Raw genomic sequence first — 24,776 nt, 5'->3', positions numbered from 1 at the left:
CATCTTCCTGCGAACAAAAAAGCAGAAAGTTGAACAATCTGCTTTTTCATACTTACGTTTAAATTTTTACCATAGTTTCCAGCCAATGTCAAGCAACGCATCATTAAATTTCTATTAAACCGGTTTCCGGGGCGGCTTTTGGACGGCCGCTCACTCCACATTCCGCGTCCGGTCCACGATGTAGATGGGCCGGTCCTTCAGCTCGGTAAACAGAATGGCGATGTACTCCCCGATGATGCCGATGATCGCAAACATCATGGCGAACATAAAGCAGATCAGCACCACGATGGTGGCGTAACCGCTGGGAGCGCCCTGACGGGTGAACAGAGTGTAGACGATCACCGCAACGCCCAGCAGCGCGGAGAAAATCCCGGCGTAGATGCCCAGCTTCAGCGGCATGTTGGAAAAGCACAGGATCGTGTTGATGGAGAAAATGAACAGCTTTTTCAGGCTGTACTTGCTCTCCCCCGCCACCCTGGCCCGGGCCTCGTACTCGATGGTAGCCTTGCGGAAGCCCACGTTCTGGACATACCCCCGCAGAAAGCGCACCTTCTCCCGGTAATTGTCCTTTAACACCTGGACCACATGGCGGCTGACCGCAAAGAAATCCGAGGCGTTTGGCTCGAAATGCACATCCGAAATGTGATTGATCAGCCAGTAAAAGCCCGAGGAGGTGATATTCTTGACCAGTCCCGCGCTCTTGTTCTTGGTCCGCACCATGCTGATCACCTCGTAGCCCTGGGCCATTTTCTCCAGAATCCGGGGAATACATTCCGGCGGATGCTGCAGGTCCGCGTCCATACAGACGACGGCGTCGCCGCTGCTGTAATCCAGCCCCGCGATCATGGCCGCCTCGTGGCCGAAATTCCTGGAAAAGCTGACTACTTTCACCCGGCTGTCCTGCTCCGCCAGGCTGTCCAGAATGGCCAGGCTGCCGTCCGCGCTGCCGTCGTTGACAAACACCAGCTCATAACCCCAGTCCAGCTCATTTAAGACCTTGCCCGTTTCCCTGTAAAATTCTTCCAATGCCTTTTCTTCGTTGTAGACGGACACTACAACCGATACTTTCCTGTCCATTAAACCGTCCTGAATCCTTTCCTCTGCTGTATGGCACCCCGCGCGGCCTTCTCTCTTCCGCCTCAGCCAAACACCTCGATCTCCCGGCCGGAGTGGGTGGGTACCTGCTGTTCTTTGGGCGGCGGCGTCATATAGTCCCCGTACACCTCCGTCAAAATCTCATGCCAGCCCGCCGGGGCCATAAGCCGGGTGTCCTCGAATTCCATATCCACCACCTGATCGCACCAGTCCTTCTCCACGGTCACGTACAGGAAATCCGGCTGGTAATTACTGTAGTAGCGCAGACTGCCCTTGCTGTGCCGGTCCTTTAAGGCCACGGCCCGCTGCATGGCGAAGATTGCCCTCATGGGAATCAGCCGTCCCACCGCGGCCAGGCCGCCCACAAAAATCTTGTGGGGCAGGCTGTATTTTTTGAAATCCAAATGGTAGCGGTGGCCCATAGCCAGGCCGTAAACCGCCTTGTGGAGAAACCGGGTCATGGCGGCCGCGGACTTCCCCGCGGGCAGCTTGTCAATGATGAACAGATCCACCCACAGGTGGTTCAGCTTTCCCTCATAGTAGGCCATCTCCGGCGTATCCCCGTGGCGGCGGCTCTTGTGGTAGATGATCCGCGGGGTGAAGTCGTAAAATGCCTTCCCGCCCCGCATCTGATCCGGCTCCAGAAGCTCCATGCCCTCGGGCAGCTCCCGGGGCGCCACCTTGCAGAAGTCTTCGTACTGGCCGCGGGTGAAATACACGTCCGCGTCGTCGTCCCAGGGAATGAACCCATGGTGGCGCACCGCCCCGATCAGGGTTCCCGCGTCCAGGCCGTAGCGAATCTTATACTTGCGGCAGATTCGGTCCACCTCTTTCAATATTTTCAAATTGGCGCTGTGCACGCCGCTCATGTCGTACTGGTCCGCCATGGCTTCCTCCTCTGATGTCAAACGGAATTACCGGGAGTCTTATCCCCCTTACAGAACCGCTTCCCGGATGGTCTTTGCCATATAGTCGATCATCTCGTCGGTCATGCCCGGATACACGCCCACCCAGAAGGTGTCGCTCATGATCCGGTCCGTATTTTCCAGGCTTCCCACCACCCGATAGCCCGCGCCGGTGGCCCGCATCTCGTCGAAGCAGGGGTGCTTGGTCAGGTTTCCGGCGAACAGCATCCGGGTCTGGACGCCCTTGCTCTCCACGTACTGCACCACCTGATTGCGGTCCGTGCCCTCCTTGCAGGTGATCAGGAAACCGAACCAGCTGGGTCTTGAATTCGGGCAGGGCTCGGGCAGGATCAGCTTCTCCTCCGTCCCGGAAAGCCCCGCCTTCAGGCGGTCGAAGTTGTGGCGGCGGCGCTCCACGAAGGTGGGGAATTTCTCAATCTGGGCGCAGCCGATGGCGGCCTGGAGGTCCGTTGCCTTTAAGTTGTAGCCGAAATGGGAGTAGACATACTTGTGGTCGTATCCCAGTGGCAGCTCGCCGTACTGGCGGTCAAAGCGGTGGTTGCAGGTATTGTCCTTCCCCGAGGGGCAGACGCAGTCCCGGCCCCAGTCCCGGAAGGAGTGGATGATCTTGTTGAGCAGCGGGTTGTCCGTGTACACCGCGCCGCCCTCGCCCATGGTCATGTGGTGGGGCGGGTAGAAGCTGGAGGTGCCGATGTCGCCCACCGTGCCGGTGAGCTTCGTCACCTCTTTGCCGTCCACGTTTAAGGTGTAGCGGCTTCCCAGGGCGTCGCAGTTGTCCTCCACCAGCCACAGGTTGTATTTGTCGCAAAATGCCTTCACGGCGGCCAGATCGTAGGGATTGCCCAGGGTGTGGGCGATCATCACGGCCTTGGTTTTCTCGGAGCGGGCCGCCTCCAGCATGGTCACGTCGATGTTGTACTGGGGAATGGTCACGTCCACGAACACCGGCACCGCGCCGTACTGGATCATGGGGTTGACCGTGGTGGGGAAGCCGCAGGCCACGGTGATGACCTCGTCCCCCCGCTTCACCCGGCGCTCACCCAGAAGGGGGGAGGTCAGGGTCATGAAGGCGATCAGGTTGGCGGAGGAGCCGGAGTTCACCAGGGAACAGTAGCGCACGCCCAGGTATTTGGCCAGCTTGGCCTCGAACTCGTCGGTATAACGGCCCGAGGTCAGCCAGAATTCCAGGGCGCTGTCCACCAGGTTTACCATCTCCGCGTGGTCGTAGACTCTGGACGCGTAGGGGATGCGGTCACCCTCCTCAAAAGGCTTTTTCCGGTTGTGGAACTTGTCGCAGTATTCCGCCACCAGGCCCAGAATCTGTTCTTTTGCTTGTGCTTCGGTTTTATTTTCAAACATTGGGGTCGATTCTCCTTATTCTTTATTCATGTCGGGGACCGCCAGGGCGGGCACGAGAACGCGCGGCCGCCGGGACAGGCCCGGGAATGCGCCGGACGCCGGGGCGGGCCCGGGAATGCGCCCGACGCCGGGGCGGGCCCGGGAATGCGCCGGACGCCGGGGCGGGCCCGGGAATGCGCCCGATGCCGGGGCGGACACGAGACCGCAAAGACCGCCAGGACGAGACGGCAGCGCACAAACCGCTATCATAGCCCGCCCGCACTCACTGCCGGGAAACACCGCGTCCCGCCGCCCTACGTGGGCCGCCTACGCGAAAAACTCACGAATTTGCCGGTCCATCACTTCCAGCATGTCCGCGCCCTCCAGGTATTCCTTTGACCAGGCCACAGTCTTTTCGATGGCCTCCTTCACGCCGTACCGGGGCGTCCAATTCAGGGCGCGTTTAATCTTGGAACAATCCAGTTTCAAGAAATTAGCCTCGTGCGGCCCCCCGTCGTACTGGTCCACCCAGGAGGCCTCCGGCCCCCAGGCGGCGCAGAATAAATCCACCAGCGTCCCGGTGGTCACGCAGTCCTTGTCGTCCGGGCCAACGTTGTAATAGCCCTGGAAGCTTCTGTCCTCCCACTGGCGCATGGCAATGGCCATGTACACGGCCAGGGGCTCCAGCACCAGCTGGTAGGGACGGGTGGAATGGGGATTGCGCACGGCGATCTCCCGGCCGCAGCCCGCGGACCGCACGCAGTCGGGGATGATCCGGTCGTTGGCAAAATCGCCGCCGCCGATCACATTTCCCGCGCGGGAGGTGGAGATGGCGCAGCGCCCATCCTGGAAAAAGGACTTCTGGTAGCTGTGGGTCACCAGCTCGGAGCAGGATTTGCTGTTGGAGTAGGGGTCGTAGCCGTCCAGGGGATCGCACTCCCGGTAGCCGTACTCCCATTCCTTATTCTCATACACCTTATCCGTGGTCACATTCAAAAACGACTGCACGCTTTTCGTCCTGCGCACGCACTCTAGCACGTTCACCGTGCCCATCACATTGGTCTCATAGGTGTAGACCGGGTCTTTATAGGAATCCCGCACAATGGGCTGGGCCGCCAGATGGAACACCACCTGGGGCTGCACCCGCTCAAATACCTCCTGGAGACGGGCCAGGTCCCGCACGTCCCCGATCACGCTGTCCATGGTGTCCTCCAGCCCCGCGATCTCAAAAAGACTGGGATCCGTGGGCGGATTCAGGGAATATCCCGTAACCTTCGCACCTGCCAGCGTCAGCATGCGCGTCAGCCAGGAGCCCTTAAACCCCGTGTGGCCGGTGACCAGCACGGACTTTCCACTATAAAACTTCTCCAATTCATTCCAATTCATACGCTCAGTCCTTCCAGATTTTCCACGGCGCGTTGCCGGACTGCCACAATGTCTCCAGCTTGTTCATCTCCCGCTGGGTGTCCATGCACTGCCAGAATCCGCTGTGGTAGAAGGATTTCAGCTCCCCCTCCGCGGCCAGCCGCTGCATGGGCTCCTTCTCAAAGACGGTGGCGTCATTTTCCAGATAATCGAAAATCTGCGGGTTCAGCATCATAAATCCACCGTTGATCAGCGCCCCGTCGTCGTCCTGCTTCTCGCGGAAGGAGAGAATGGTGTTGTCCGGGGCGATGTCCAGCACGCCTTTCATCTGTCCGATGTTCACCGTGGTGATGGTGGCAATCTTGCCGTGGGACTGGTGGAATTTCACCAGCTTATCCAGGTCCACTGTGCTCACGCCGTCGCCGTAGGTCAGCATGAAGGGCTCGTCCCCGATGTAGGGCTGAATCCGCTTCACCCGCCCGCCGGTCATGGTGTTGAGCCCGGTGTCCACCAGGGTCACCTTCCAGGGCTCGGAATAGTTGTTGTGCACTTCCATCTTGTTGTGGGCCAGGTCAAAGGTCACGTCGGAGGTGTGCAGGAAATAATCCGCGAAAAACTCCTTCACCACATACTGCTTGTAACCCAGGCAGATCACGAAGTCATGGAACCCGTACTCCGAGTAATACTTCATAATATGCCACATGATAGGCCTGCCGCCGACCTCGATCATGGGCTTCGGCTTTAAATGGCTCTCCTCGCTGATCCTGGTCCCCAGACCGCCCGCTAAAATCACAACCTTCATAGTATTATCCTCCGTTATCCTCTACCTGTCCCGAAATACGTTCAGGTGGTTCTCCTTCAATATCTCAAATGCCTGCTCAATCTTGTCCCGGCCCTTGTGGTACTCGTACAGATCGGCAAGCTTATCGTCCGTCATCCCGGAAAAATCCCCGGCCTGCCGCGCCATCTGCTCAAACCGGTCCTCCCGGTAGGGAGCTTTCTTCAACTCACGATAAGTAGTATAACCATTTCCGGCCAGGATTGCAAGGCAGAACAACACCGTCATCGCCCGCCAGGCCCTCCTGCTCTGGGAAATAATGGGAACCGCCAGGGCAAAGGTCAATACAATCCCCAGGACTCCCACCTGAAACTGCAGCGCGTAGCGGGAACTCCAGGCGTAGTCCTCCTTCTCGAAAATGTACCGGGACAGGAAGATCAGCACATGGTTCATTCCCCCGGACGCCAGCAGCATCATGGGAAATAAAGTTTTCTCGTACAGCCTCAGCTTCAGGTTCAGCCAAAGGGCCAAAAGATACCCCAAAACCACAAACAGTCCCAGCAGGTAGACCCCCAAATTCGTCAGAGTCCCATTTTCCACAAGCGCCTGCAATTCCTCCCCGCCCACCAGAATACCGGCAAAGGATTTCAGCAGGAACCGCACCGGAAAGCTGGGATGGTCGGCCAGAATCTGCCCCAGGGAACGGCCGGTGGCCCCGGCGTGCTCATTAACCGCAAAGGAATTGCTGAGCATGTACAGCAGCAGGGGCAGCAGGGCGCAGAGGCCGTAGAGGACGTAGCGCCGGTCCCATTTTCCATCCGCTCTTCTATAATGGTCCCGGACCATACAGAAACCGTAGGACAACAGCAGGGTCGCCGCGTAGCTGGCGCAGTAGGGGCCTGCCGCTCCCAGGATCACCAGCCAGGGCAGAATGCACAGCTTAAGCCGGTCGTGTGTTTTCTCTTCCCCGGCCCAAACCCGGTCCAGCACCACCTCGTGGTAATAAAAGCAGGCAAACGCCAGGAAATGGGCCCAACCGCTGCCGTTTGTCAGCATCTCCCACTTGTTCAGGCTGAACATCACCGCCGACAACAGCGCAAACCACAGGAAACCCACCCTGCGCTCCCGGCAGTACAGCCCGAACACCGCCCCGGAGAGCCCCAGGCTCAACACCCCCAGCACCCGCTCGAAGGTGACGGAGAAGCCGAACAGCTCCACGTTCACGATACGGGCCAGGTAGCTGACGGGGATTCGGGTGAGCACGTCGGGCACAAAGAACTTTGCCGGGTTCCACACGTCCGGCAGATAGCTGTTGACCAGGCGGATGTAGTCGGAATACACCACGTCCGCCGTGGCGTTTTTCACATACCAAAGGGCGAAGGCCGTGCCCATGAGGGGCAGCAGCCAGTATAAAATCTGTTTCTTCTGTCTCATAATCCGCAATTCCTGTCCTCTAATTGTAACAGTTCAGACAGCCCCTCTTCTTGACCGAAAAAACCGGTCAAGAAGCATCGGATGTCCATCCGATGTGAAAATTGGCGCGAAAATCCGCTTACAAGCGAGCTTGACGCGGCTTCCCGCACCAATTTTCCCGCCGTCTAAACTGCTACCTCTAATCAGCTCTAATGTTCACAATAGCGGCCAACCGGTCCTCCCCCCGCTGTTCCTGGGCGTCCTGCATATAGAAGTTATAGTCGAATCTCAGCCGCACCGTCTGGAACGGCTCCACGTGAACCGAGGTGCGGATCACGCTGGACTGCACCGCCATGGTGTCCGGCGGCCAGCCCTCACGGGTGATGGAGATGGTCTCTCCTCCCCGGAGCACCCCCGGGTACATGATTTCCAGATCAATACTCCCGGTGGAACCGGCCATCACGCTGATCTCCGCGTGCTCGTCCATCCAGCCGTCCCGGTAATAACCGTACTCCGGCTTGAGCTTCAGCTCCCGCACGAACTCCGTCACGTCCTGGAACGCGTTGTTCTCCGGGTCCTCCCGCAGCACCAGCATGTTGTCCGTCACCAGGCCGAACTCCCGGATGCTCCGGATGTGCACCACCCGGGTTCCCTGGGCCTTCCGCTCCGGGTCAAAGACCTTGAAAAAGGTATTGGCGGTGAAATCGCTCATCTCGTAACTGTCGCCGATGATATAGATGGTCTTGCCGAACAGTTCATCCCCGTACTTTTCATAGGTTTCCTCGGCCAGGGAATTGTACCGCAGCTGGTTGGGCCAGAGGTACAATTTGGGATAATACCCCCGGTAGAACAGTTCCACCGGAAGCATGAGGAGCACATAGCAGGCGAAGGCCGCGCCCCAGGGCCACAGGCGTTTTAAATACAGCTCCTTCTTCACGTCCGCGGTCAGCACGCCGTACATCCAGGCCATAAACAGCAGGGCCGCGGCCAGGGAAACGTACACCCAGCGCATTTCCACCCGGATGGTGACGCTGGAGCTGGCGATGCACATAGCGATGAACACAAGAAACAGCACGATATTTTTGAGCAGGGACTGCCGCTCCTCTTTCACCGACTTTACCAGCCGGATCAGGAATCCAACCACCAGCGCGGCCACCATAAGGTCCGCCAGAATCACCAGCCCCCTAATGAGCCATGGGCTCTCGGACCAGGGCAGGCCGTTTAAATGTTCCGGCCCCGCGTTGATCCCGAACACATAGGCCGCCTGGCTTAAAGCGAAGCGGATCGATCGGGAAATGCTGAAGGTGTCCGCCACCTGGGTTCCCCCCGTTCCCGCGGGAAGGACGGAGCCGATGGTGAGGGTGCGGATCAGCTGGACCGCCAGGAAGGAAATGGCCGGGGCCAGCCACTCCCAAAGCTTTCTGGAGCGTTTGAACAAAAGCACCAGCAGAAAGAGGGGGATCAGGGCCATGTAGCGCTCATGGACAAAGCAGACGCCGAAGTACAGGCCGCAGGCGATGAAATAGCGCCGCTGCTGCCCTTCCTCATTTAAATAGCGGTAGAGATACCAGAGAATGAGAATCGCCATCCACAGGGCCATGGTCTCCATCAGCCCCAATACCTGGCCGATCTGATAGTAGGCCATCCGGCTGATCAGAAACATGGCGCCGCAGAGAAAACCAACGCCCTTGGAGGAGGCAAGGCGGCGTCCGATGCCGTAGAGCATCCAGGACAAGGCGGCGTTTAGCAGAATGTTGATGGGCACAAACAGGCCGGTGTGATTCTGCACCACCGCCATCTCCAGCCAGGCCGCCAGGTAATAGAGGAAGCGGAACCGCGTGCTGCCCATTGGGAACACGTACTCCAGAAAACTCTGCTCCCCATAGCAGGACCAGAAATAGAGGTCGTCCATGTAAAGCCCTTTGATCTCGATTCCCCGGTTGACCCAGACCGCCAGAGCCAGCAGAAGCCCCATGAAAATCACATGGTCCTTCCACTCGTATTTTTTCTCCATGCGCGAGAAGCCGATGGTGTATTTCCTGGTTTGCTTTTTTTCCAATGTAAGCCGCCTCCTTCTGTCTTATCTCCCGTCTGTTTCCGGTAAAACGCTCCATCTATTTTCCCATATATTGGTAGAAACTCTCGGCAAACTCCCGGCCGATCCGCTGGCGGTCGTAGGGATTTCCATCGCTGTCCGGGCCGCCCAGATGGACGCGCCCCAGCAGATTGCCGTCCTCGTACACCAGATCCGTCAGGCTTTTGTCCTCAATCATATAGCGGATAATCTCGCCCGCCCGGCTCTGCCGGTCCCCATAGCCCTTTTCCACGAAAATGTACTCGGTGCCGGAGATGTCCAGATACCATTTGAAATAGTCCAGCTTTTTCACCAGGTAGACGTTCCCGCCGCTGCCGGTGATATCGTAGTAGCTCTGCACGCTGCAGGGCAGGTCCAGCACCCGGGGATGCTCGCCGAATGCCACCACCCGGCTTCTGGGTGTCAGGGCGGAAACGATTTCCGATATGCCGGCCTCCGCCTGGCGCTCCTGTATCGCTTCCCGGTGATCGTACCATCCGGGATGGATCAGGGAAACCGGCGTGAATCCCACAGCGCCCGCCCAGCTGGTACAGCAGGTGGCAAAAAGTCCGGCCGCGGCCAGCGGAGCCAGAAGGCCCGACAGATTGCGCTCCAGATCGGTCTTTCTCCCATGGCGCTGCCGGATCCCGGACACGCCGGTGATTAACAACGTGTAGAACAGGATGAAATAATTTCCGTCCACCTGGGAGAGGGTGTAGACGCTGTAAATACAGGCCAGCCCCAGGACAGGCAGGAGAAGGGCCTCGCAGAAGGGCTGTGCAGAAGCCCAGGGCCGGGCCGCGGAGCCGTGAGCGCCGGGGACCGCGTGTTTCCCGGCGGCAAATCCCCGCCGCCCCCTCATTCCCCCGGTCCGAACAAAACCAGCCAACCAGCAGGCCCAGAGAAAGGCCAGCAGCGTGACCAGCCCGGTCCCCCAGGCAATGATCACATGGTCCATGTCCTCGCCCAGCGGCAGCACCGCCATGCCCCAGATTCTCCGTGCCAGACGGGTCAGCTTCTCTCCCGTACTCAGACTGGCGGGATTCCCGATGACGCCGGTAAAGGTGTAAGGAAGCCGGACGGTAAAGCCCAGGCGCTCAAATATTCCGGCAAAGATGGACGTCACGGGCACCCCGGTCATTTTCCAGGTCCTGTACCACAGGCCCGCCACAGCTGCCGCGGGCAGCAGCGGCAGAAACAGAAGCCGGGTCCATTTTTCCCTGCCTTTTATGGTGATCCGAAGCCGCCTGCACCATGCCAGGCAGAAGAGGCACACGGCCGCCATAATTGTGGAGAACACGATGGCCGTGGGCTTTAGCACCAGGGTCATCAGATAGGTGCAGAGTCCCATGAGAAACCAGGGCTGTTCCCTTTCCTGCTTTTCTCCCGCGGCCCCCAGAGCACAGCACACGAAGTCGAAAAACAGCAGCTGGAACAGAAGGGTCACGTTGTCGCTTTTGGCGGTGGCGGCCATGTTCATGACGCCGGGAACCGCCCCCAGCATCGCCATGGCCCAGAAGCGCCTAGTCTTTCCCGCCCGGCGGCCCGCAATGTGGCCCGCCAGAAGCATAACTCCCACCGTTGCCAATAGGGACAGGGAGAGCACAAAACCGTAGGTGGGCGTGCCGTTTAAGGGCAGAGCCAGAACCTCCAGCCCTTTGGGGTAGGTGTAAACCAGATTGACCATCCCCAAATCCTCAAAAATCCCCCTGCCGTTGTCCAGCACGTAGGCGGATCGCAGGCCGTAATGGAGGGAATCGTAATCCAGCGAAAGGTTCAGGCGGCCGATCTGCACCATCACCATGGTCAGGGCAAAAGCGGCCAGAAGCGCCTGCTTGCGGTTCTCGGGGAGGAGACAGGACCCGGACGGGCCGCCGGTTGGGACGTCCGGGATCTGGGAGCTTTCTCGTCCCCGGGCCCACAGCTCAGCCAGACCGCACACGGCCCCCAGAAGCGCTGCCAAGGTCCGCCACAGCCAAAGTCCTCCGTGGCCGGTCAGGGAGACCAGACAGACAATCACAATCCAGAGCGCACAGCCCAGGATCAAATCAAGCCCCAGGCGCTCCGCCGTGGGAAGCAAAGATGATTTTCCAAAAATTCCCTTTCGCACATTCCGCCCGGCAAGTAGGAGGACTCCCACATAAAGTGCGGTCCCCGCCAGCGGCACCAGAATCCGGTGGCACCAGGAAAATACCGCCAGTCCCGCCGCGCAGCCGGTGATCTGCAGGCCCGGCTGTTCCACGCGGCTGAGCCACCAGAAATTCCAGACCAGCACCGCAGCCGTCTCCACCAGCATGGCCGCGGTGGCGTGATCCACAATTATTTGATGAAAGGGCCCCAGAATCCACAATCCGATCCCCTGTATGGTTAATAAAAACAGCACCAGCAGGCCGGCCAGCGCCAGAATCCATTTTTCCCGTCTGTTCATGCGTCCTTTCCTGACTATTGGTACTCGTCATAAGCGGTCCGGTAGGGTATCATCAGCAGCTTCACCATCGCCTCTGGCCAGAATCTGCGGAACATTTCCTCTTCCTCCCGGGCCCGGTCGTTGTTTACGATGCACTGTTTGGTGGTAGCGCCGTCGTGAACCCGGTAGTACAGAAGCGGGCGTTCCACGCAGATGAAGCGCCCGTCCCGCTCCGCCAGCGCCAAAAGGTTGGCCCAGTCCAGGGCAAACTTGTAGTCCTCCAAAAACAGCGGCTCGCCCAACCGGTCTTTCCGGTAGGTGGACGCCGGGCAGCAGATGGAGTTGCCGAACCTCAGGGGCAGCTTTTTCACCCAGCCCCGGTCATTCAGAGCCGGGAAACGCAGGGGCAGGCGCAGCAGGCGCTTCACCAGGAGCATTTTGTCCCCGGTGATCAGCGCGCCGTTTTTCACGATCACATAGTCCGATGTGAACATGGTCATATCCGGGTAACGCCTGTAAGCTCTCAGCAGCTCCGTGACATAATCCTTGTGGTACACGTCGTCCTGATGGGCGATGGTCACCAGCTCCCCGTCCGCCATGTGGTAGGCGAAATTCCAGTCGTCCCGCATGTTGCTGGCCCCGTCCCGCACAAAGACCGGGATTCCGTATCGCCCGGCCAGCCCGTCTATGTAGGGGCTGGGCGTGGAGGTGCAGAGAATCACCGGGGATTTGGTGCGCTGCCCCACCAGAGAGCGGATGCAGCTCTCCAGATATGGCGAGTCCTTATAGGCGCAGATGGCAAATACATGCTTATGTTTCATCGGGTTTGGCTCCTTATTTGAAAAAATGTTCCTCCAGCATCAGGCACAGGGCGTGGTAGACCGGAAGGTGCAGCTCCTGAATCATGTAGGTCTCTGTTTCCGGCACAATGACCGCCACGTCCGCAGAGCGCCCCATAGCGCCCCCGTCCCGTCCGGTGAGAGCGATGGTGCTGATCCCCTTAGCCTTTGCAACCGCCATGGCGTACAGCACATTGGCAGAATTTCCCGAGGTGGAGATACCCAGGAACACATCCTCCTTCCGGCCGTAGCCGTTTAACTGCTGGGCAAAGGCCATGCTGCTGTCCACGTCGTTGGCAAATGCGGTGGTCAGGCCGTTGTGGCCGGTCAGCGCGATGGCCGGAAGTCCGCCCTGAAGCTTAGCCGCCAGCTCAGGCCCCCGTTCGGGGTCCGCCTGGGCCAAAGCCCTGGCAAATTCTTCGGACACACGGCGGGGCTTCACAAATCCCTTCATCAGCTCCCCTACAATGTGCTCGCTGTCCGCGCAGCTTCCGCCGTTTCCGGCCACCAGAAGCGTTCCGCCGTTCTCATAGCACTCCTTCATGGTCTCGTATGCCGCCAGAATCGAATCCCGCACCGGCGACAGCGCCGGGTAACGTTTGATCAGTAATTCCAGATAATCCATCTCACTCATGGGAATGTTCCTCCTATCTCTTTGCGATATCCTCGTCTCTCTGCAATATCCACCGGGCCGCTTCCGTCAGGGTTTCCGCGTAATAATCATATTCCGGCAGAGTTCCCGCCTCCTCCGCCTGCCGGCGGTATCCGGCTCCATACCCGGTTCCCACCAGAATGGAGGTGACGCCGTAACGTTTTCCCGCCTCCACGTCCAGAAGCTTGTCCCCGATCATATAGGAAGCGGATTTGTCCACCGAAAAGTCCTTTTCCGCCTGTTCAAATAAACCGATGCCAGGCTTGCGGCAGCCGCAGGCCATCTTGTAGCGGCCCTTGCCGTGTTCCGGGTGATGGGGACAGTAGTAGAACCCGTGAATTCCGGTGCCGTACGGTTTCAGCAGTTGGTTGACATAACCGTGCAGCTTTACCACGTCCGCCTCGCTGTAATATCCCCTGGCAACCCCGGCCTGGTTGGTCACAACCACCAGCTTGTAACCGGAATCCGTGAGCATTTTCAGGGCCTCCGGAACGCCGGGCAGGAATTTAAAGTCCTCCGGGCGGTAGAGGTAGTGAACCTCCTCGTTGATTGTCCCGTCCCGGTCCAGAAATACTACCTTATCCATCGATGTGCGCTCCTTCTGTGATGTGATTGCGGGCAGTTTTGCATCCGGCTTGCCGCGACTGCCCCGCTCCCGCTTTCCACGGCTGATTCTAAATATCGAACCGGTATTCCCCGTTGGGCATATGCACCTTGACCTGGTTGTACTGCCAGCGGTCGTCGTCGGCCACCCAGCTCTGAGCGCCCCGCAGCTCGAAATTCCAGTCTGTCAGCTGGCCGCCCATCTGTTCCATGCGCGCCGCCACCTTGTGGCGCACGTTGTAGGGGCAGTACAGCAGCAGGAAACCGCCGCCGCCGGCGCCCAGCAGCTTGCCGCCCATGGCCCCGGCCTTCAGCGCTTCCTCGTAGAGCTCGTCGATCTGCGGGTTGGAAATCTTGGTGCTCATGCGTTTTTTGCTCTGCCAGCCGTAGTCCAGAAGCTTTCCGAAGCTGTGCAGATTGCCTTTCAGCAATTCGTCCTTCAGGGCGTAGGCCAGGGCTTTCACCTCGCACATGGCCTGGAACGCATCCTGCTTCTCGTAGTTTTGCACCTGGTCCTTGATGATGTTGGCGGAAACGTGGACCTTGCCGGTGTAGCAGAGCAGCAGGTTATACTGCAATTCGTGGATAATGTCTTTTTTGATGCGCAGGGGATTCACCACCACGTTGTTGCGGCCGTGAAACTCAATGAAGTTGAAGCCGCCGAAGGTGGACGCGTACTGGTCCTGATAACCGCCGTCAATCTTAAGGTCCAGCCGCTCAACCTGGTAGGCCAGGTCCGCCATGGCGTAGGCATCCATCATGGTGCCTTTCCAGCGGGACATGGCGGTCAGCATGGCCACCATCACCGTGGAGGAGGTTCCAAGGCCCGATCCGGGCGGCGCGTCGCACTGAAGGTAAACTTCGCAACCCTGCTTGATGTCCATTGCCTTGAGGGCCGCCGTCACCAGATCCAGCTTGCCGTCGTACACATAGTTTTCGTTGGTGTTGTACTTCACCGTCATATCGAAATCCAGGGAGTGGACCACGATCTGGTCGTCGTCTCTGGGAACGATGGAACAGTAAGCGTACTTGTTGATGGTGCTTCCGATAATCGCTCCGCCCTGCTCCTCGCAAAACGGGGCCACATCCGTACCTCCGCCGCCAAAGCTTATGCGCAGCGGCGCTCTTCCTCTGATAACCATAACTTTCTCCTCCAAATAAGTGATTCCCGATTGGCCGGTTCCACCCCTCGGGATCATTGCCGTGAACCGCAGCCGTCAGCGCACGGTTCCCCGGATCACATCTTCCTGAAACTGGAAATATGCCTCCGGAATCCCGATGTCGATGAAATATCCGTCGTTGACGAATCCGCCCAGAGGCCGCCCCGTTTCCAGCCAGCGTGGGATCATCTCGTTCTCCAGGGACACCTTGCCCTCCGGGATATCTTCCAGCAATCCGCGTTTCATCAGGTAAATACCGCCGTTTATGGTACCCGGCCGCGCTTCGGTTGTCTTTTCGTTAAAGCCGGTGAGACGGCCCGCGCCGTCCAGCACCGCCTGCCCATAGCGGGACACATCGGGAACCTCCCGCAGCACCAGGGCCATGTCCAGGTTCATCTCGTCCCGAAGGCGGGTCAGGCGGGTGTAGTCGATCTGGTAGAATGTATCCGCATTTAATACGAAGAAGCGGTCCTCGGTGATCAGCCGGCCGGCGTTTTTGATGGCCCCGGCCGTGCCCAGAAGGGTTTCCTCGTAGGCGTAGGCGGCTTTGAAGCCGTAGGCGGAGCCGTCGCCAAAGTGTTCTTCCACCATAGAGCCTTTGTAGCCTACGGCGAATATGATGTCTGCGATGCCGTGGCGGACCAGCTCACGGGTGACGTATTCCATAAACGGACGGCCCTCGATCAGGGCCATGGGCTTGGGACGGTCGCTTACTACGCTGCGTAGGCGGGTGCCTAAGCCTCCGGCGAGAAGTATTGCCTGCATTTTGAAATTCCTCCTGATTTTGAGAGATGAGAGGGGTGAGGGGTGGCGTGAGGGGGGTTGTGTTCCGCCCCACGGCTTCGCCCCATAAAGCTACACTTGCGGGCCGCCTGACTCGAGCGAGCTCGCTTTCCTCCCCACTACCCCGCCGTGGCAACTTCGAAAACGCTGCGCGTTTTCTCAGTCGCGGGCTTCGCCCCATAAAGCTACACTTGCGGGCCGCCTGACCCGAGCGAGCTCGCGCCAGGCGGCCCACAAGCGTATCTTTGCACGGCTCATTGCTGGCGCGTACATTGCTATCGCGAAAAGTCCCCCTTCACCACTTCCCAGGCTCCGTCCAGGCTGAAGTGTTTCCGAATATAATCCTGGGTCCTGTGACAGAGCTGGCGGCAGCGTGTATTATCGCGGTATAGAGATACAGTAGCGGCGGCGAAGTTTTCGGCTCCGTCTGCGATCTTTAATACCTGGTCTACGAAGGGGATTCCTTCGGCTCCGGTGGCGGTGGTGACGATGGGGGCTCCGTTGTAGATGGCTTCCACTACCTTGCCCTTGACCCCGGCTCCGTAACGCAGGGGCACTACCACCACTTTGCAGGTGGCGTACAGACAGGCCAGCTCTTCCTCGCTGACAAAGCCCTTGATTACAATCCCATTGTCCGGCTGCGCTAATGCCTTGATCTCCTCCGTGACCTTGGAGCCCACCACGTAGAATTTCACCTCGGGCAGCTCCGCCCGGATTTTCGGGAATACCTCGCGCGCAAACCACAGCACCGCGTCCGCATTCGGCGGATGCGCGAAGCCGCCCACGAACAATAACCCCTCCCGTTTGGCAAAGTCGTCCTGAATATCCGTCAGGAAGGTGTCGTACACGTAGGCCGTAATGGCCTTGGCCCGGATGCCCGCGTCGATGGCGTGGATGGCTTCCACCTCCACATTGGACGGATAGTAGGAAACCGCCGCCTTGTACATCATGGTCAGCTCCACGGATTTCCAGTAATCCGCCTCCCGCTTGATGTTAATATCCCCGGTCAGCTCATACTCCCGGCCCAGGCGCAGGAAATGCAGGTCGTGGCCGTAATAAATCACCTTGATATTGGTGTAATCCTTGATAAAATCCACATATTTGGTGGCGATATGGGGCCGGTTCAGATACGCGAAATCGATCTCGTCCCCATTTTTCTTGATCCAGTCCCAGATTCCCGCCGCGTACTCGTCCCCGTAAAGCACCTCGATGCCCATCTGCTGCAATGCGGTGGAATACGGTTCCTCGTGAAGGAAATTGTCCCCCAGGAACTTCACCACATATCCCTTTTTCAGGAACATTTTCAGATACTGGTACGTGGTCTTGGAACCGGCGTCCCGGTCAAAGGTGGGCACGTAGTGGTCCACCACCAGCACCACCGGCTTGCCCTGGCTGCGCTCCCTGGCCCTAAAGGGGTTGGGATTGCCGTCGTTGACGCACTGCTTTTTAAACTCCCCGGCCCACTTTTCCTTAAGCTTCCGGCTGTTTTCCACCTGATAGCGCTTGAGCCCGGTGCCGTTCACATCCGTGCCGTTGGAAACTCCCTCAAAATGGATCACCCTGGAAAGAGGCTGGTACACCACCCGGTAACCGGCCCGGCGCACCTCAAATGCCAGATCCGAATCCTCGCAGTAGGCCGGCGCAAAGCGCTCGTCGAAACCACCGATCTGCTTCCACAGTGAGACGGACAGCAGGATCGCCGCCCCGGAAATGTAGTCCACATCCTTCACATAGTTGTATTCCGCCTTTTCCGGGTCGTCCAGACGCCCGTAATTCCAGCCGGAACCGTCGCTCCAGATGATTCCGCCCGCCTCCTGGAGACGGCCGTCCGGGTACACCAGCTTGGAGCCGACCATGCCGATGGACGGATCGGATTCGATCAGGTTTACCAGGGAGGACAGCCAGCCCGGCGTCACCTTGGTGTCGTTGTTCAGGAACATGATGTATTTTCCCCGGGCCGCCTGAGCCGCCTGGTTACAGTTACGCAAAAAGCCCTGGTTGGTGGAATTGTGCCGGATCACCAGCCCTTCCACGAACTTGTCAAGCTCCGCCGTGGCGTCCGTTGACACGTCGTCCGCAATAATCACCTCGTAGGAGACGTCGCCCGTGTGTTCCAGAATGGACTGCAGGCATGCGTAGGTGTAATGCACCTGGTTGTAGCACGGGATCACGATGGACACCAGGGGCATTTCCCCGGACGCCTCATCATAGGTTTTAAATTTCAAACGGCCGTATTTCAGATAATCCTCGCCGATCTTGAAATCTCCGTCAATCTGCCTGCGCCCTTCGCTGGTCAGATATAATTTTCCGTAACGGCAGGGGTGCTTGACCGTGTTAAAGCAGTAATTCAACACCTTGCGCTTTCTGGTGCCCTTGGGAAACGCCTTGTTCACCTGGGCCCCCAGCTTCCGGCGGGCCTTGAATACCAGGGCCTCGTGGCCGTTTAGGTAGGTGGCGAGCTTGCCCAGCTCGTCGATCTCATGGCGCAGGTCCTTGATCATCACTTCCAGATTGGCCACATGGTTGTTGGTCAGACGCTGGACCTCCTGCTCCTTGCGGATCTGCTGGTTTTTCTCCTCCACCTCGGCCTGAAGCTGGTTGATCCGCTCCCTGGCCCTGGACAGCTCGCCGTCCGCCGCTTTCAGCTCCTCCAGCGTGGTCACCTTCTGTTGGTAATTCGCCAGATACCCCTGGTTCCCGTCGCCGTGGACATAGGCCTGAAACGCCCGCTCCATCGCGCCGTAGACGCCCGCCAGCTCACGGCTCACACCGAATTCCCCGAGAAATTCCTCCAGGGAGGCGTAAACCATCTGCCGTTGGTATTTATAATAGAAATAAGCCAGATTCCGGTATTGGACAAATCCCGCCGGAACCGGAAAGTCGAACACCCACTCGTAATCCAGGCAATAAATCCGGCCGTCCACCTCCATGAGATTCTCAAAGAGCCCGTCGATGTTGCTGGCCCGGTAAGCCCGGTCAGACAGCTCAGGAACCTCCCCAAAAACCTCGGTAAATTCCGGCGTCACCTTGAAGGGACCGGTCTGTTCCTCCGGCACGGCAAATACCAGGTCCATGGCCTCCCGGATCGCCGCCACCGGCGCCCTGCCGTCCGAAATCTGACGCCCCAGCTTCTCCGCCAGCGTCACTCCGGTCAGGAATTCAAAGCGTACGGACCTGCCGTCCCCACCCATTTCCGGCTTTAAAATGTGGATATTGGGGCACAGCGCCTGAAGCTGGGCGTACTTTTTCTCAAACGAGAGGATGTGCCAGCTCCCGGCGTCGTCCAGCGCCGTTTTTTCCACATAGCGCCGTCCATTTTCCTCCCCGATGGAGGTGCGGATGGCAAATGCCTCCCGCCGGGTGCGGTTATACTTGACGAAAATGGTTCTGCTCTCCCACGCCTTTTTCGACGCCGCCACCAGGAAGGAGTTGGAAAAACGGCCGAAGTCCCCCTCCTGCTCCAGAAGGTCAAAGACCGCCTCCTGATTCACACAGCTATAACGCGGTTCATCGTAGGCCGGCCCGTCCGCCAGCTCTCCCTTACCCGGAAGGTAACGGTCGGAATAGATCGACACCGCAAGCCGGTAATCCGGCGTTGGATAGTAGAACTCCACTTCCTTAAATCCACGGTCCGCAAACGCCCCGGCCACCTGGGAACGGGTGAAATCCGCCTGGTCCTCCCCGTGGGAGCCGCCCGCCAGATAGCGCAGTCCCAGGCTGTTCTCGCAGGCCAGAATGAGCGAGCCCTCCTCCGCCAGGAAGGAGCAGCCCCGCTCCACGGCCGCCGGGGCCGAAGTCCCCTTTTTCACGCCGCAGATCACCACCAGGTCAAATTTCCGGGACGGATCTTCCAGCCCGTAGGAAATATTGGCACACCCGGCGTTTCTCCTGCGGTTCACCTCCAGATTCTCGTCGCTCTCATCCAGAACCGTCACATGGGCGGCGCGCTTTGCCAGCAGGCCGGTCAGGGCTCCATAGCCGGAGCCGATCTCCAGCACCTGCTCCGTGCCGTCAAACGGATACCACTCCAGGAGATTCTGGCGGATATCGGAGAGCGCGTAGAGATACTCCGGCCGTTTTTCCGCCGCCAGCGCACGGCGGATCCCCTCCGGATCGCTCCCATACGTTTCAAATAAATCTAAAATTTCGTAACTGACATCTTTCATCGGTATTCCTCTTATTCTCGCGAAAGCAGTTCGCCAATTTGCCCCACAGCCTACTTCGTGGGTTCGGGCTGCGCCCGGTAGGGTTCCTTCACAGCCTTCACCTGGGATTCCATGTCGTAGACGCCCACCGTGTTCTTGTTGGAGATCACGGTGACATTGGTGATATTGTAAAGCCGGTGGTACACCACATGCTCCCCGTGCTCAAATCCGGTGCAGCTCATGCTCAGCAGATACTCGCCGCCCTGAAGCGTCATTTTCTGAGTAAACTCCACGGTGTAGGCGTCGCCGGGCTTCACCGGCTTGATATCCGCTCCCTCGAACATGGTGTTGGTGCCCGTCAGCTCCGTGCCCATCTTGTCCTTGATGGTGAAGGTGAAAATAGGGGCCTGAATCTCCGCGTTAAAGCGGATGCGCTCCCGGATGGTGAACATTTCCCCTTTTAACAGCAGATTGGTAATATTGCCCCGCTCGTCCAACAGCCCAAGATCGTAAATCTCAGCCCTGCCGTCCCCGTACTCGGTGCGGTCGTAATTGATGGTGAGCTGATCCTTCATAAGAAGAGGCTTCCCGCCGCCGGACAGATCCATACCGCCGGAAAAGTCCGACATCTGCGCATCCGGATCGCCGCCGGGCGTGACGGCAGCTCCGCCTGTGCCGGGCTGGGACGAATGGGAACCCGCACCGTCCGGAGACAGCCCGGCTGACTCGCCGCCTTGGCCCATCCCGGTACCCCGGTCTGGACCGCCGCCTTGGCTCATCCCGGCTTCCGCGCCGTCCCGTCCTTCCGCTCCCCGCAGTTCCTCCTCCCGGCGCTCCTGCTCCAGCTGGGCCCGCAGGGAATCCATCTGACCAGCCAGGATTTTCTTGTACAAGTCCACCATGTGCCCCGGGGTACCCTGGGAAATGAACTCGCCCTTGTGCAGCAGCACCACCTTATCGCAGTATTTGATGATACTGCCCATATCGTGGGTCACCATCAGGATCGTGGTTCCGCTCTGACGGATCTCCTCCATCCTGCGATAGCATTTGGACTGGAAAAATACGTCGCCCACGGACAGGGCCTCGTCCACGATCAGAATCTCCGGCTCCACATTGATGGCCAGCGCAAAAGCCAGCCGTACAAACATACCGCTGGAGTAAGTCTTGACCGGCTGGTACACGAAATCCCCGATCTCCGCAAAGTCCAGAATGTCGTCCAGCTTCGCCTCCATCTCTTTTTTCGTGTAGCCCATCATGGTGCCGTTCATGTATATATTTTCAATTCCCGTGTAATCCATGTTGAAACCGGCGCCCAGCTCCAGCAGGGCGGAAATCTTTCCGTTCACCTGAACCTGGCCCGTACTCGGCGTGAGCACGCCGGTGATAATCTTTAAGATCGTGGATTTTCCGGAACCGTTGGTCCCGATAATGCCCACCGTTTCGCCCTTTTTCACATTGAAGGACAGCCCGTTCAGCGCGTAGAAATCGCGGTGGTAATTCTTATGGGTCGGGCTGACCGACTCTTTCAGGCGGTCGATGGGCTTCTCATATAATTTATAAACTTTTGTCACATCTTTGACGGAAATGGCATACTCCGCCTGTTGTTTCGAATCCGACATAGTGTTCTCCGTTATCTCATTTCTGCATATTTCCCCACTTTAGGCATAAGTATAGCATATCTCGCCAACTTTTTATACCCCATTCCTTTGATTTAAAGAAATGTTAAGGGTATTGAAAACTGTGCGTGACTTAATCACAGAAATCCCTCTTTTCATGTGGTATCCTTAACTCAACAAATCAAACAACCAACACATTCGGAGGGATAAACATATGACACTCGAACATTTAAGCAAAGCAAATTTTAACGAAAAGACAAATTCCGCAGATCACGTTGTAGTGGTGGACTTCTTCGCCACCTGGTGCGGCCCCTGCAAAATGCTGGCGCCGGTTCTGGAAAAAGCAGCCGAAGAATTGACCAATGTACAGTTCTACAAAGTAGACATCGATGAGGAAATGGAGCTGGCCAACCAGTATAAAATCATGACCGTCCCCACCCTTCTCTTCTTTAAAGACGGTAAGCTGGTGTTCCAGAACAGCGGTGTAATCAGCCGCAAACAGTTGGAATCCATGCTGGAGCGTTTGGGCTGATATGGCGCCTAAACGTCTGGCGGCAGTCGACACGGCGCGATGCGTCGCCTGCGGCTGCTGCGTGAAGGTCTGCCCCCGCCGCGCCATCTGTATTTCAAACGGATATTACGCGTCGGTGGATCCGGCCTTATGCGTGGGCTGCGGCAAATGTGAGAAGGAATGCCCGGCCTGCATTATTTCCATGAACGTCCGAGAGGCGGCAGAGGGAGGTATGGCATGAAGAAAAAATGGTCCGACTACCTCTGGATCGCCTCCCTTACTTACCTGATTTTGGGATTTTTTAACATTTTGTTCGCCTGGCTGGGACTGATCTGTTTTATTGTCCCCATCGTCATCTCCCTGGTGACCGGGAGCAAGGCTTACTGCCACACCTACTGTGGCCGTGGCCAGCTCTTTGCTCTGCTGGGCCGCAAATTTCATCTGTCCGGCTGCCGTCCTGCCCCCGCATGGCTCAGCTCCAAGGGATTCCGCTACGGATTCCTGGCCTTTTTTATGGTCATGTTCGGGCAGATGCTTTTCAACACCGCGCTGGTCTTTAAGGGCGCCCGGGATCTGCGCCAGGTGGTGACGCTGCTGTGGACCTTCCTCCTGCCCTGGCATCAGGCCTACCACATTACTGGACTCCCCCTGTGGGTTTCTCAGTTTGCCTTTGGCTTTTACAGCGTGATGCTCACCTCCACGATCCTGGGGCTGATCACCATGGTGCTGTTCAAGCCCCGTTCCTGGTGCGTCTACTGCCCCATGGGCACCATGACCCAGATGATCTGCAAGGCCAAGGCCCGCGATTAGCGGCGGCCTTTGTATTTTGCCAACCTTTTTCTAACTTCTTCTAAATCATACATGCAACCCAGACAGGGCGGCGGCTGTTCCGATTATGGAATTGCCGCCGCCCTGTCTGGGTTTTTCCGGGCAGCCTTGCATTTCGCAGCCCCCGCCCTTATAATAGTTTTAACGGATAATTTACGGTTGTCAGCCGGTCGTGCAAAGCAAATGACAATTTTCCCCAGCAAGGAGCATATCATATGGAATTACATGTTATCGATGAGAACTTCACGGTCTGCAAGCTGGAGGACTGCTCCGGCGTCGATCCAAACACGCCCTGGTGTTTTCTCAGCAGAACCGACGAAGAGATTTCCCTGGTCTGTCCCACCGGCCGGGTTCCGGCAAACACGCTGGTCCGCGAGGACGGATGGCGGGCGTTTCGCGTGCAGGGCGTGCTGGATTTCTCCCTGGTGGGCATACTGGCTCAAATCTCCGGAATACTGGCGGAGGGCAAAATCAGCCTCTTTGCCGTCTCCACCTACAATACCGACTACATTCTGATAAAGGAATCGGATTTCGGCCGGGCGCTGGCGCTTTTGGAGCAGAGCGGCTGCCGGATCCATTGATTTTCCAACCATAAGGAGGTAATTTCAGCATGACGGAAATCCCATCTATTTTAGCGGAGCACTACCCGTTCTGGGAACATTTAAAAGCGGATGAGCAGCATGCCTTTGTGGCCTGCTCCATGATCCGCGGTTATGAAAAGGGCAGCTTTGTGCGCAGCGACTGCGACGAGTGCCTGGGAGTTCTGCTGGTGCTCTCCGGCGAGCTGCGCATCTACATCCAGTCCGACGAGGGACGGGAGGTGACCCTGTTCCGGGTAGGACCGGGAGAACTCTGCACGCTCTCCGCCTCCTGCGTCATGTCGGAAATCACCTTCGACATCTATGTGGAGGCCGCGGAGCCAAGTCAGGTGCTGATCACCCGGGCCGGCTGCGTCCACCGTTTTATGGAAACCAATATCTACGTGGAAAATTTCATCTACAAACAGACGGCCGAGCGCTTCTCCGACGTGATGTGGGCCATCAGCCAGATTCTGTTTTCCAGCTTTGACAAGCGCCTGGCCTCCTACCTGGAGGATGAGCGCCGCCGAAGCGGCTCCACCGCCATCACCGCCACCCACGACCAGATCGCCAAAAATCTGGGCAGCGCCCGGGAAGTGGTCTCCCGCATGTTGAAATATTTTGAGAAGGAAGGGCTGGTGTCCCTCTCCCGCGGCACGGTGACCATCACCGATATTCCACGTTTAAAGGCTCTGACCGCGTAGGGGCGGCGGGCTTTTCCTCCCCGCCCTCTTTAAACAGACGGATCAATTCCCTGGCCCCCCGGGCCAGGAATTTGTTTTTATGGTAGATAACGCAGAATTTCCGTTCCATGGATAATCCCTCTACCGTAAATTCTGCGATACTCCCGCGCTCCACCCCCTCTGCGGCCAGGGAGGCCGGAAGAACGGAAAGCCCGAAACCGGCCGCCACCCCGTGGATGATGGCCTGGTTGCTGGTGCTCTGCCAGGCGATGCGGATATCCAGCTCATGGGCGGCCGCCAGGCCGTCGAAAATCTCCCGCCCGGCGCTGCCCTTCTCCCGCAGAATAAAGCTCTCGCTCTGCAGATCCCCCAGCTTCACGCCCTGTTTCCCGGCAAACCGGTGTCCCGGCGGGCAGACAAAGGCCAGTCTGTCCCCGTGAAAGCTCTCGCTGTTGATGTAGCGGCTGTGGGCGATGCCCTCGATCACGCCGAGATCGATCTCATTGGAGAGAACGCACTTCTCGATGTTGTTGGAATTCTCAATTCTGGCCTCCACCCGCAGCTCCGGATAAAGGCGGGTCAGCTCCTTCACATATCCGGGCAGCAGAAACGTACCAACAGTGATGCTGGTGCCCACCCGCAGCGTTCCGCTCATGTCCGGGTTGCGCACCTCCTGCTCCATCTCGTCGAACAACGCGATAATGTGCCTGGCGTATTCCAGCACCTGGTGCCCCGCCTCTGTCAGAAACAGCTTCTTGGAGATGCGGTCAAACAGCTTAACGCCATAGTATTCCTCCATTTCCCGGATTGCCAGGCTGACCGACGGCTGGGCCGTAAACAGCCGGTTCGCCGCCCCGGTCATGCTTCCGGCCTCGCACACAGTCAGAAAAATCCTCAGATGCCGCAGCGTCACATTCATTTCCTCCAATTCATATCGAATTCATTATATATATTATAAAATTATACTATTTTACATATGGAT

21 protein-coding genes are annotated in these 24,776 nt (G+C 58.1%); 5 read left to right on the top strand and 16 right to left on the bottom strand.

Going from position 1 to position 24,776, the window contains the following annotated elements:
• Nucleotides 1-150: 150 nt before the first annotated feature.
• The 15 genes from ACK2JC_RS17700 to ACK2JC_RS17630 form a co-directional block, all read right to left on the bottom strand.
• The gene (locus ACK2JC_RS17700; RefSeq protein WP_320938116.1) at nt 151-1,077 is read right to left on the bottom strand and encodes a glycosyltransferase family 2 protein; all 927 of its coding nucleotides are present in this window, start codon (nt 1,075-1,077) and stop codon (nt 151-153) included.
• Between the two features lie 62 nt (nt 1,078-1,139).
• Nucleotides 1,140-1,982, bottom strand: a complete 843-nt coding sequence (locus ACK2JC_RS17695; RefSeq protein WP_320938117.1) for a phosphorylcholine transferase LicD — start codon at nt 1,980-1,982, stop codon at nt 1,140-1,142.
• A gap of 48 nt (nt 1,983-2,030) precedes the next feature.
• A complete protein-coding gene (gene rfbH / locus ACK2JC_RS17690; protein WP_320938118.1) occupies nt 2,031-3,380 on the bottom strand; it encodes a lipopolysaccharide biosynthesis protein RfbH in 1,350 nt (449 codons plus the stop codon).
• Nucleotides 3,381-3,686: 306 nt separating this feature from the next.
• A complete protein-coding gene (rfbG, locus tag ACK2JC_RS17685; protein WP_368271173.1) occupies nt 3,687-4,745 on the bottom strand; it encodes a CDP-glucose 4,6-dehydratase in 1,059 nt (352 codons plus the stop codon).
• 4 nt (nt 4,746-4,749) lie between these two features.
• Nucleotides 4,750-5,526 carry a glucose-1-phosphate cytidylyltransferase gene (rfbF, locus tag ACK2JC_RS17680; RefSeq protein ID WP_092368373.1) on the bottom strand — a complete coding sequence of 259 codons (777 nt, stop codon included), beginning with the start codon at nt 5,524-5,526 and terminating at the stop codon, nt 4,750-4,752.
• A 21-nt stretch (nt 5,527-5,547) separates the two neighbouring features.
• Nucleotides 5,548-6,936 carry a hypothetical protein gene (locus ACK2JC_RS17675; RefSeq protein WP_331681292.1) on the bottom strand — a complete coding sequence of 463 codons (1,389 nt, stop codon included), beginning with the start codon at nt 6,934-6,936 and terminating at the stop codon, nt 5,548-5,550.
• 178 nt (nt 6,937-7,114) lie between these two features.
• The gene (locus ACK2JC_RS17670; RefSeq protein ID WP_368271174.1) at nt 7,115-8,974 is read right to left on the bottom strand and encodes a hypothetical protein; all 1,860 of its coding nucleotides are present in this window, start codon (nt 8,972-8,974) and stop codon (nt 7,115-7,117) included.
• Nucleotides 8,975-9,029: 55 nt separating this feature from the next.
• Complete coding sequence (locus ACK2JC_RS17665) at nt 9,030-11,417, bottom strand: hypothetical protein (RefSeq protein ID WP_320938122.1); 2,388 nt, start codon at nt 11,415-11,417, stop codon at nt 9,030-9,032.
• Nucleotides 11,418-11,431: 14 nt separating this feature from the next.
• The gene (locus tag ACK2JC_RS17660) at nt 11,432-12,217 is read right to left on the bottom strand and encodes a glycosyltransferase family 2 protein (protein ID WP_368271175.1); all 786 of its coding nucleotides are present in this window, start codon (nt 12,215-12,217) and stop codon (nt 11,432-11,434) included.
• Between the two features lie 13 nt (nt 12,218-12,230).
• Nucleotides 12,231-12,869, bottom strand: a complete 639-nt coding sequence (locus tag ACK2JC_RS17655) for an SIS domain-containing protein (protein WP_320938124.1) — start codon at nt 12,867-12,869, stop codon at nt 12,231-12,233.
• Between the two features lie 13 nt (nt 12,870-12,882).
• Complete coding sequence (locus ACK2JC_RS17650; protein WP_320938125.1) at nt 12,883-13,473, bottom strand: HAD family hydrolase; 591 nt, start codon at nt 13,471-13,473, stop codon at nt 12,883-12,885.
• A gap of 88 nt (nt 13,474-13,561) precedes the next feature.
• Nucleotides 13,562-14,632 (bottom strand): GHMP kinase, encoded by a 1,071-nt coding sequence (locus ACK2JC_RS17645; protein WP_092368394.1) that lies wholly within the window; start codon nt 14,630-14,632, stop codon nt 13,562-13,564.
• Between the two features lie 75 nt (nt 14,633-14,707).
• Nucleotides 14,708-15,415 carry a nucleotidyltransferase family protein gene (locus ACK2JC_RS17640; protein WP_320938126.1) on the bottom strand — a complete coding sequence of 236 codons (708 nt, stop codon included), beginning with the start codon at nt 15,413-15,415 and terminating at the stop codon, nt 14,708-14,710.
• A 293-nt stretch (nt 15,416-15,708) separates the two neighbouring features.
• Nucleotides 15,709-19,599 carry a glycosyltransferase gene (locus ACK2JC_RS17635; RefSeq protein WP_368271176.1) on the bottom strand — a complete coding sequence of 1,297 codons (3,891 nt, stop codon included), beginning with the start codon at nt 19,597-19,599 and terminating at the stop codon, nt 15,709-15,711.
• Between the two features lie 50 nt (nt 19,600-19,649).
• Nucleotides 19,650-21,197, bottom strand: coding sequence for an ABC transporter ATP-binding protein (locus ACK2JC_RS17630; RefSeq protein WP_368271177.1), 1,548 nt, complete (start codon nt 21,195-21,197; stop codon nt 19,650-19,652).
• 211 nt (nt 21,198-21,408) lie between these two features.
• On the opposite strand from ACK2JC_RS17630, the gene trxA reads away from it, so the two are divergent.
• The 5 genes from trxA to ACK2JC_RS17605 all read left to right on the top strand — a co-directional run bounded on the left by trxA (nt 21,409) and on the right by ACK2JC_RS17605 (nt 23,815).
• Nucleotides 21,409-21,726 carry a thioredoxin gene (gene trxA, locus ACK2JC_RS17625; protein ID WP_107434264.1) on the top strand — a complete coding sequence of 106 codons (318 nt, stop codon included), beginning with the start codon at nt 21,409-21,411 and terminating at the stop codon, nt 21,724-21,726.
• A 1-nt stretch (nt 21,727) separates the two neighbouring features.
• Nucleotides 21,728-21,946, top strand: a complete 219-nt coding sequence (locus ACK2JC_RS17620) for a 4Fe-4S binding protein (RefSeq protein WP_107434263.1) — start codon at nt 21,728-21,730, stop codon at nt 21,944-21,946.
• On the top strand, nt 21,943-22,515 hold the full coding sequence (locus ACK2JC_RS17615) for a 4Fe-4S binding protein (RefSeq protein ID WP_320938129.1): 573 nt from the start codon (nt 21,943-21,945) through the stop codon (nt 22,513-22,515). Before ACK2JC_RS17620 ends, ACK2JC_RS17615 begins: the two co-directional genes overlap by 4 nt.
• A gap of 233 nt (nt 22,516-22,748) precedes the next feature.
• On the top strand, nt 22,749-23,114 hold the full coding sequence (locus ACK2JC_RS17610; RefSeq protein ID WP_320938130.1) for an ACT domain-containing protein: 366 nt from the start codon (nt 22,749-22,751) through the stop codon (nt 23,112-23,114).
• Nucleotides 23,115-23,143: 29 nt separating this feature from the next.
• Nucleotides 23,144-23,815: a Crp/Fnr family transcriptional regulator gene (locus ACK2JC_RS17605; protein ID WP_368271178.1), complete on the top strand. Its 672-nt coding sequence runs from the start codon at nt 23,144-23,146 to the stop codon at nt 23,813-23,815.
• On the opposite strand, the gene ACK2JC_RS17600 is transcribed toward ACK2JC_RS17605, so the two are convergent.
• Nucleotides 23,778-24,707 carry a LysR family transcriptional regulator gene (locus tag ACK2JC_RS17600; protein ID WP_276853739.1) on the bottom strand — a complete coding sequence of 310 codons (930 nt, stop codon included), beginning with the start codon at nt 24,705-24,707 and terminating at the stop codon, nt 23,778-23,780. The two genes, ACK2JC_RS17605 and ACK2JC_RS17600, sit on opposite strands and share 38 nt — an antisense overlap.
• Nucleotides 24,708-24,776: the final 69 nt, after the last annotated feature.

The sequence above is a fragment of the Enterocloster lavalensis genome, assembly GCF_046603895.1.
Lineage (GTDB): Bacteria > Bacillota > Clostridia > Lachnospirales > Lachnospiraceae > Enterocloster > Enterocloster lavalensis.
Note: the sequence above shows the minus strand (reverse complement) of the source record. Positions and strands in the feature narration are given on the sequence as shown.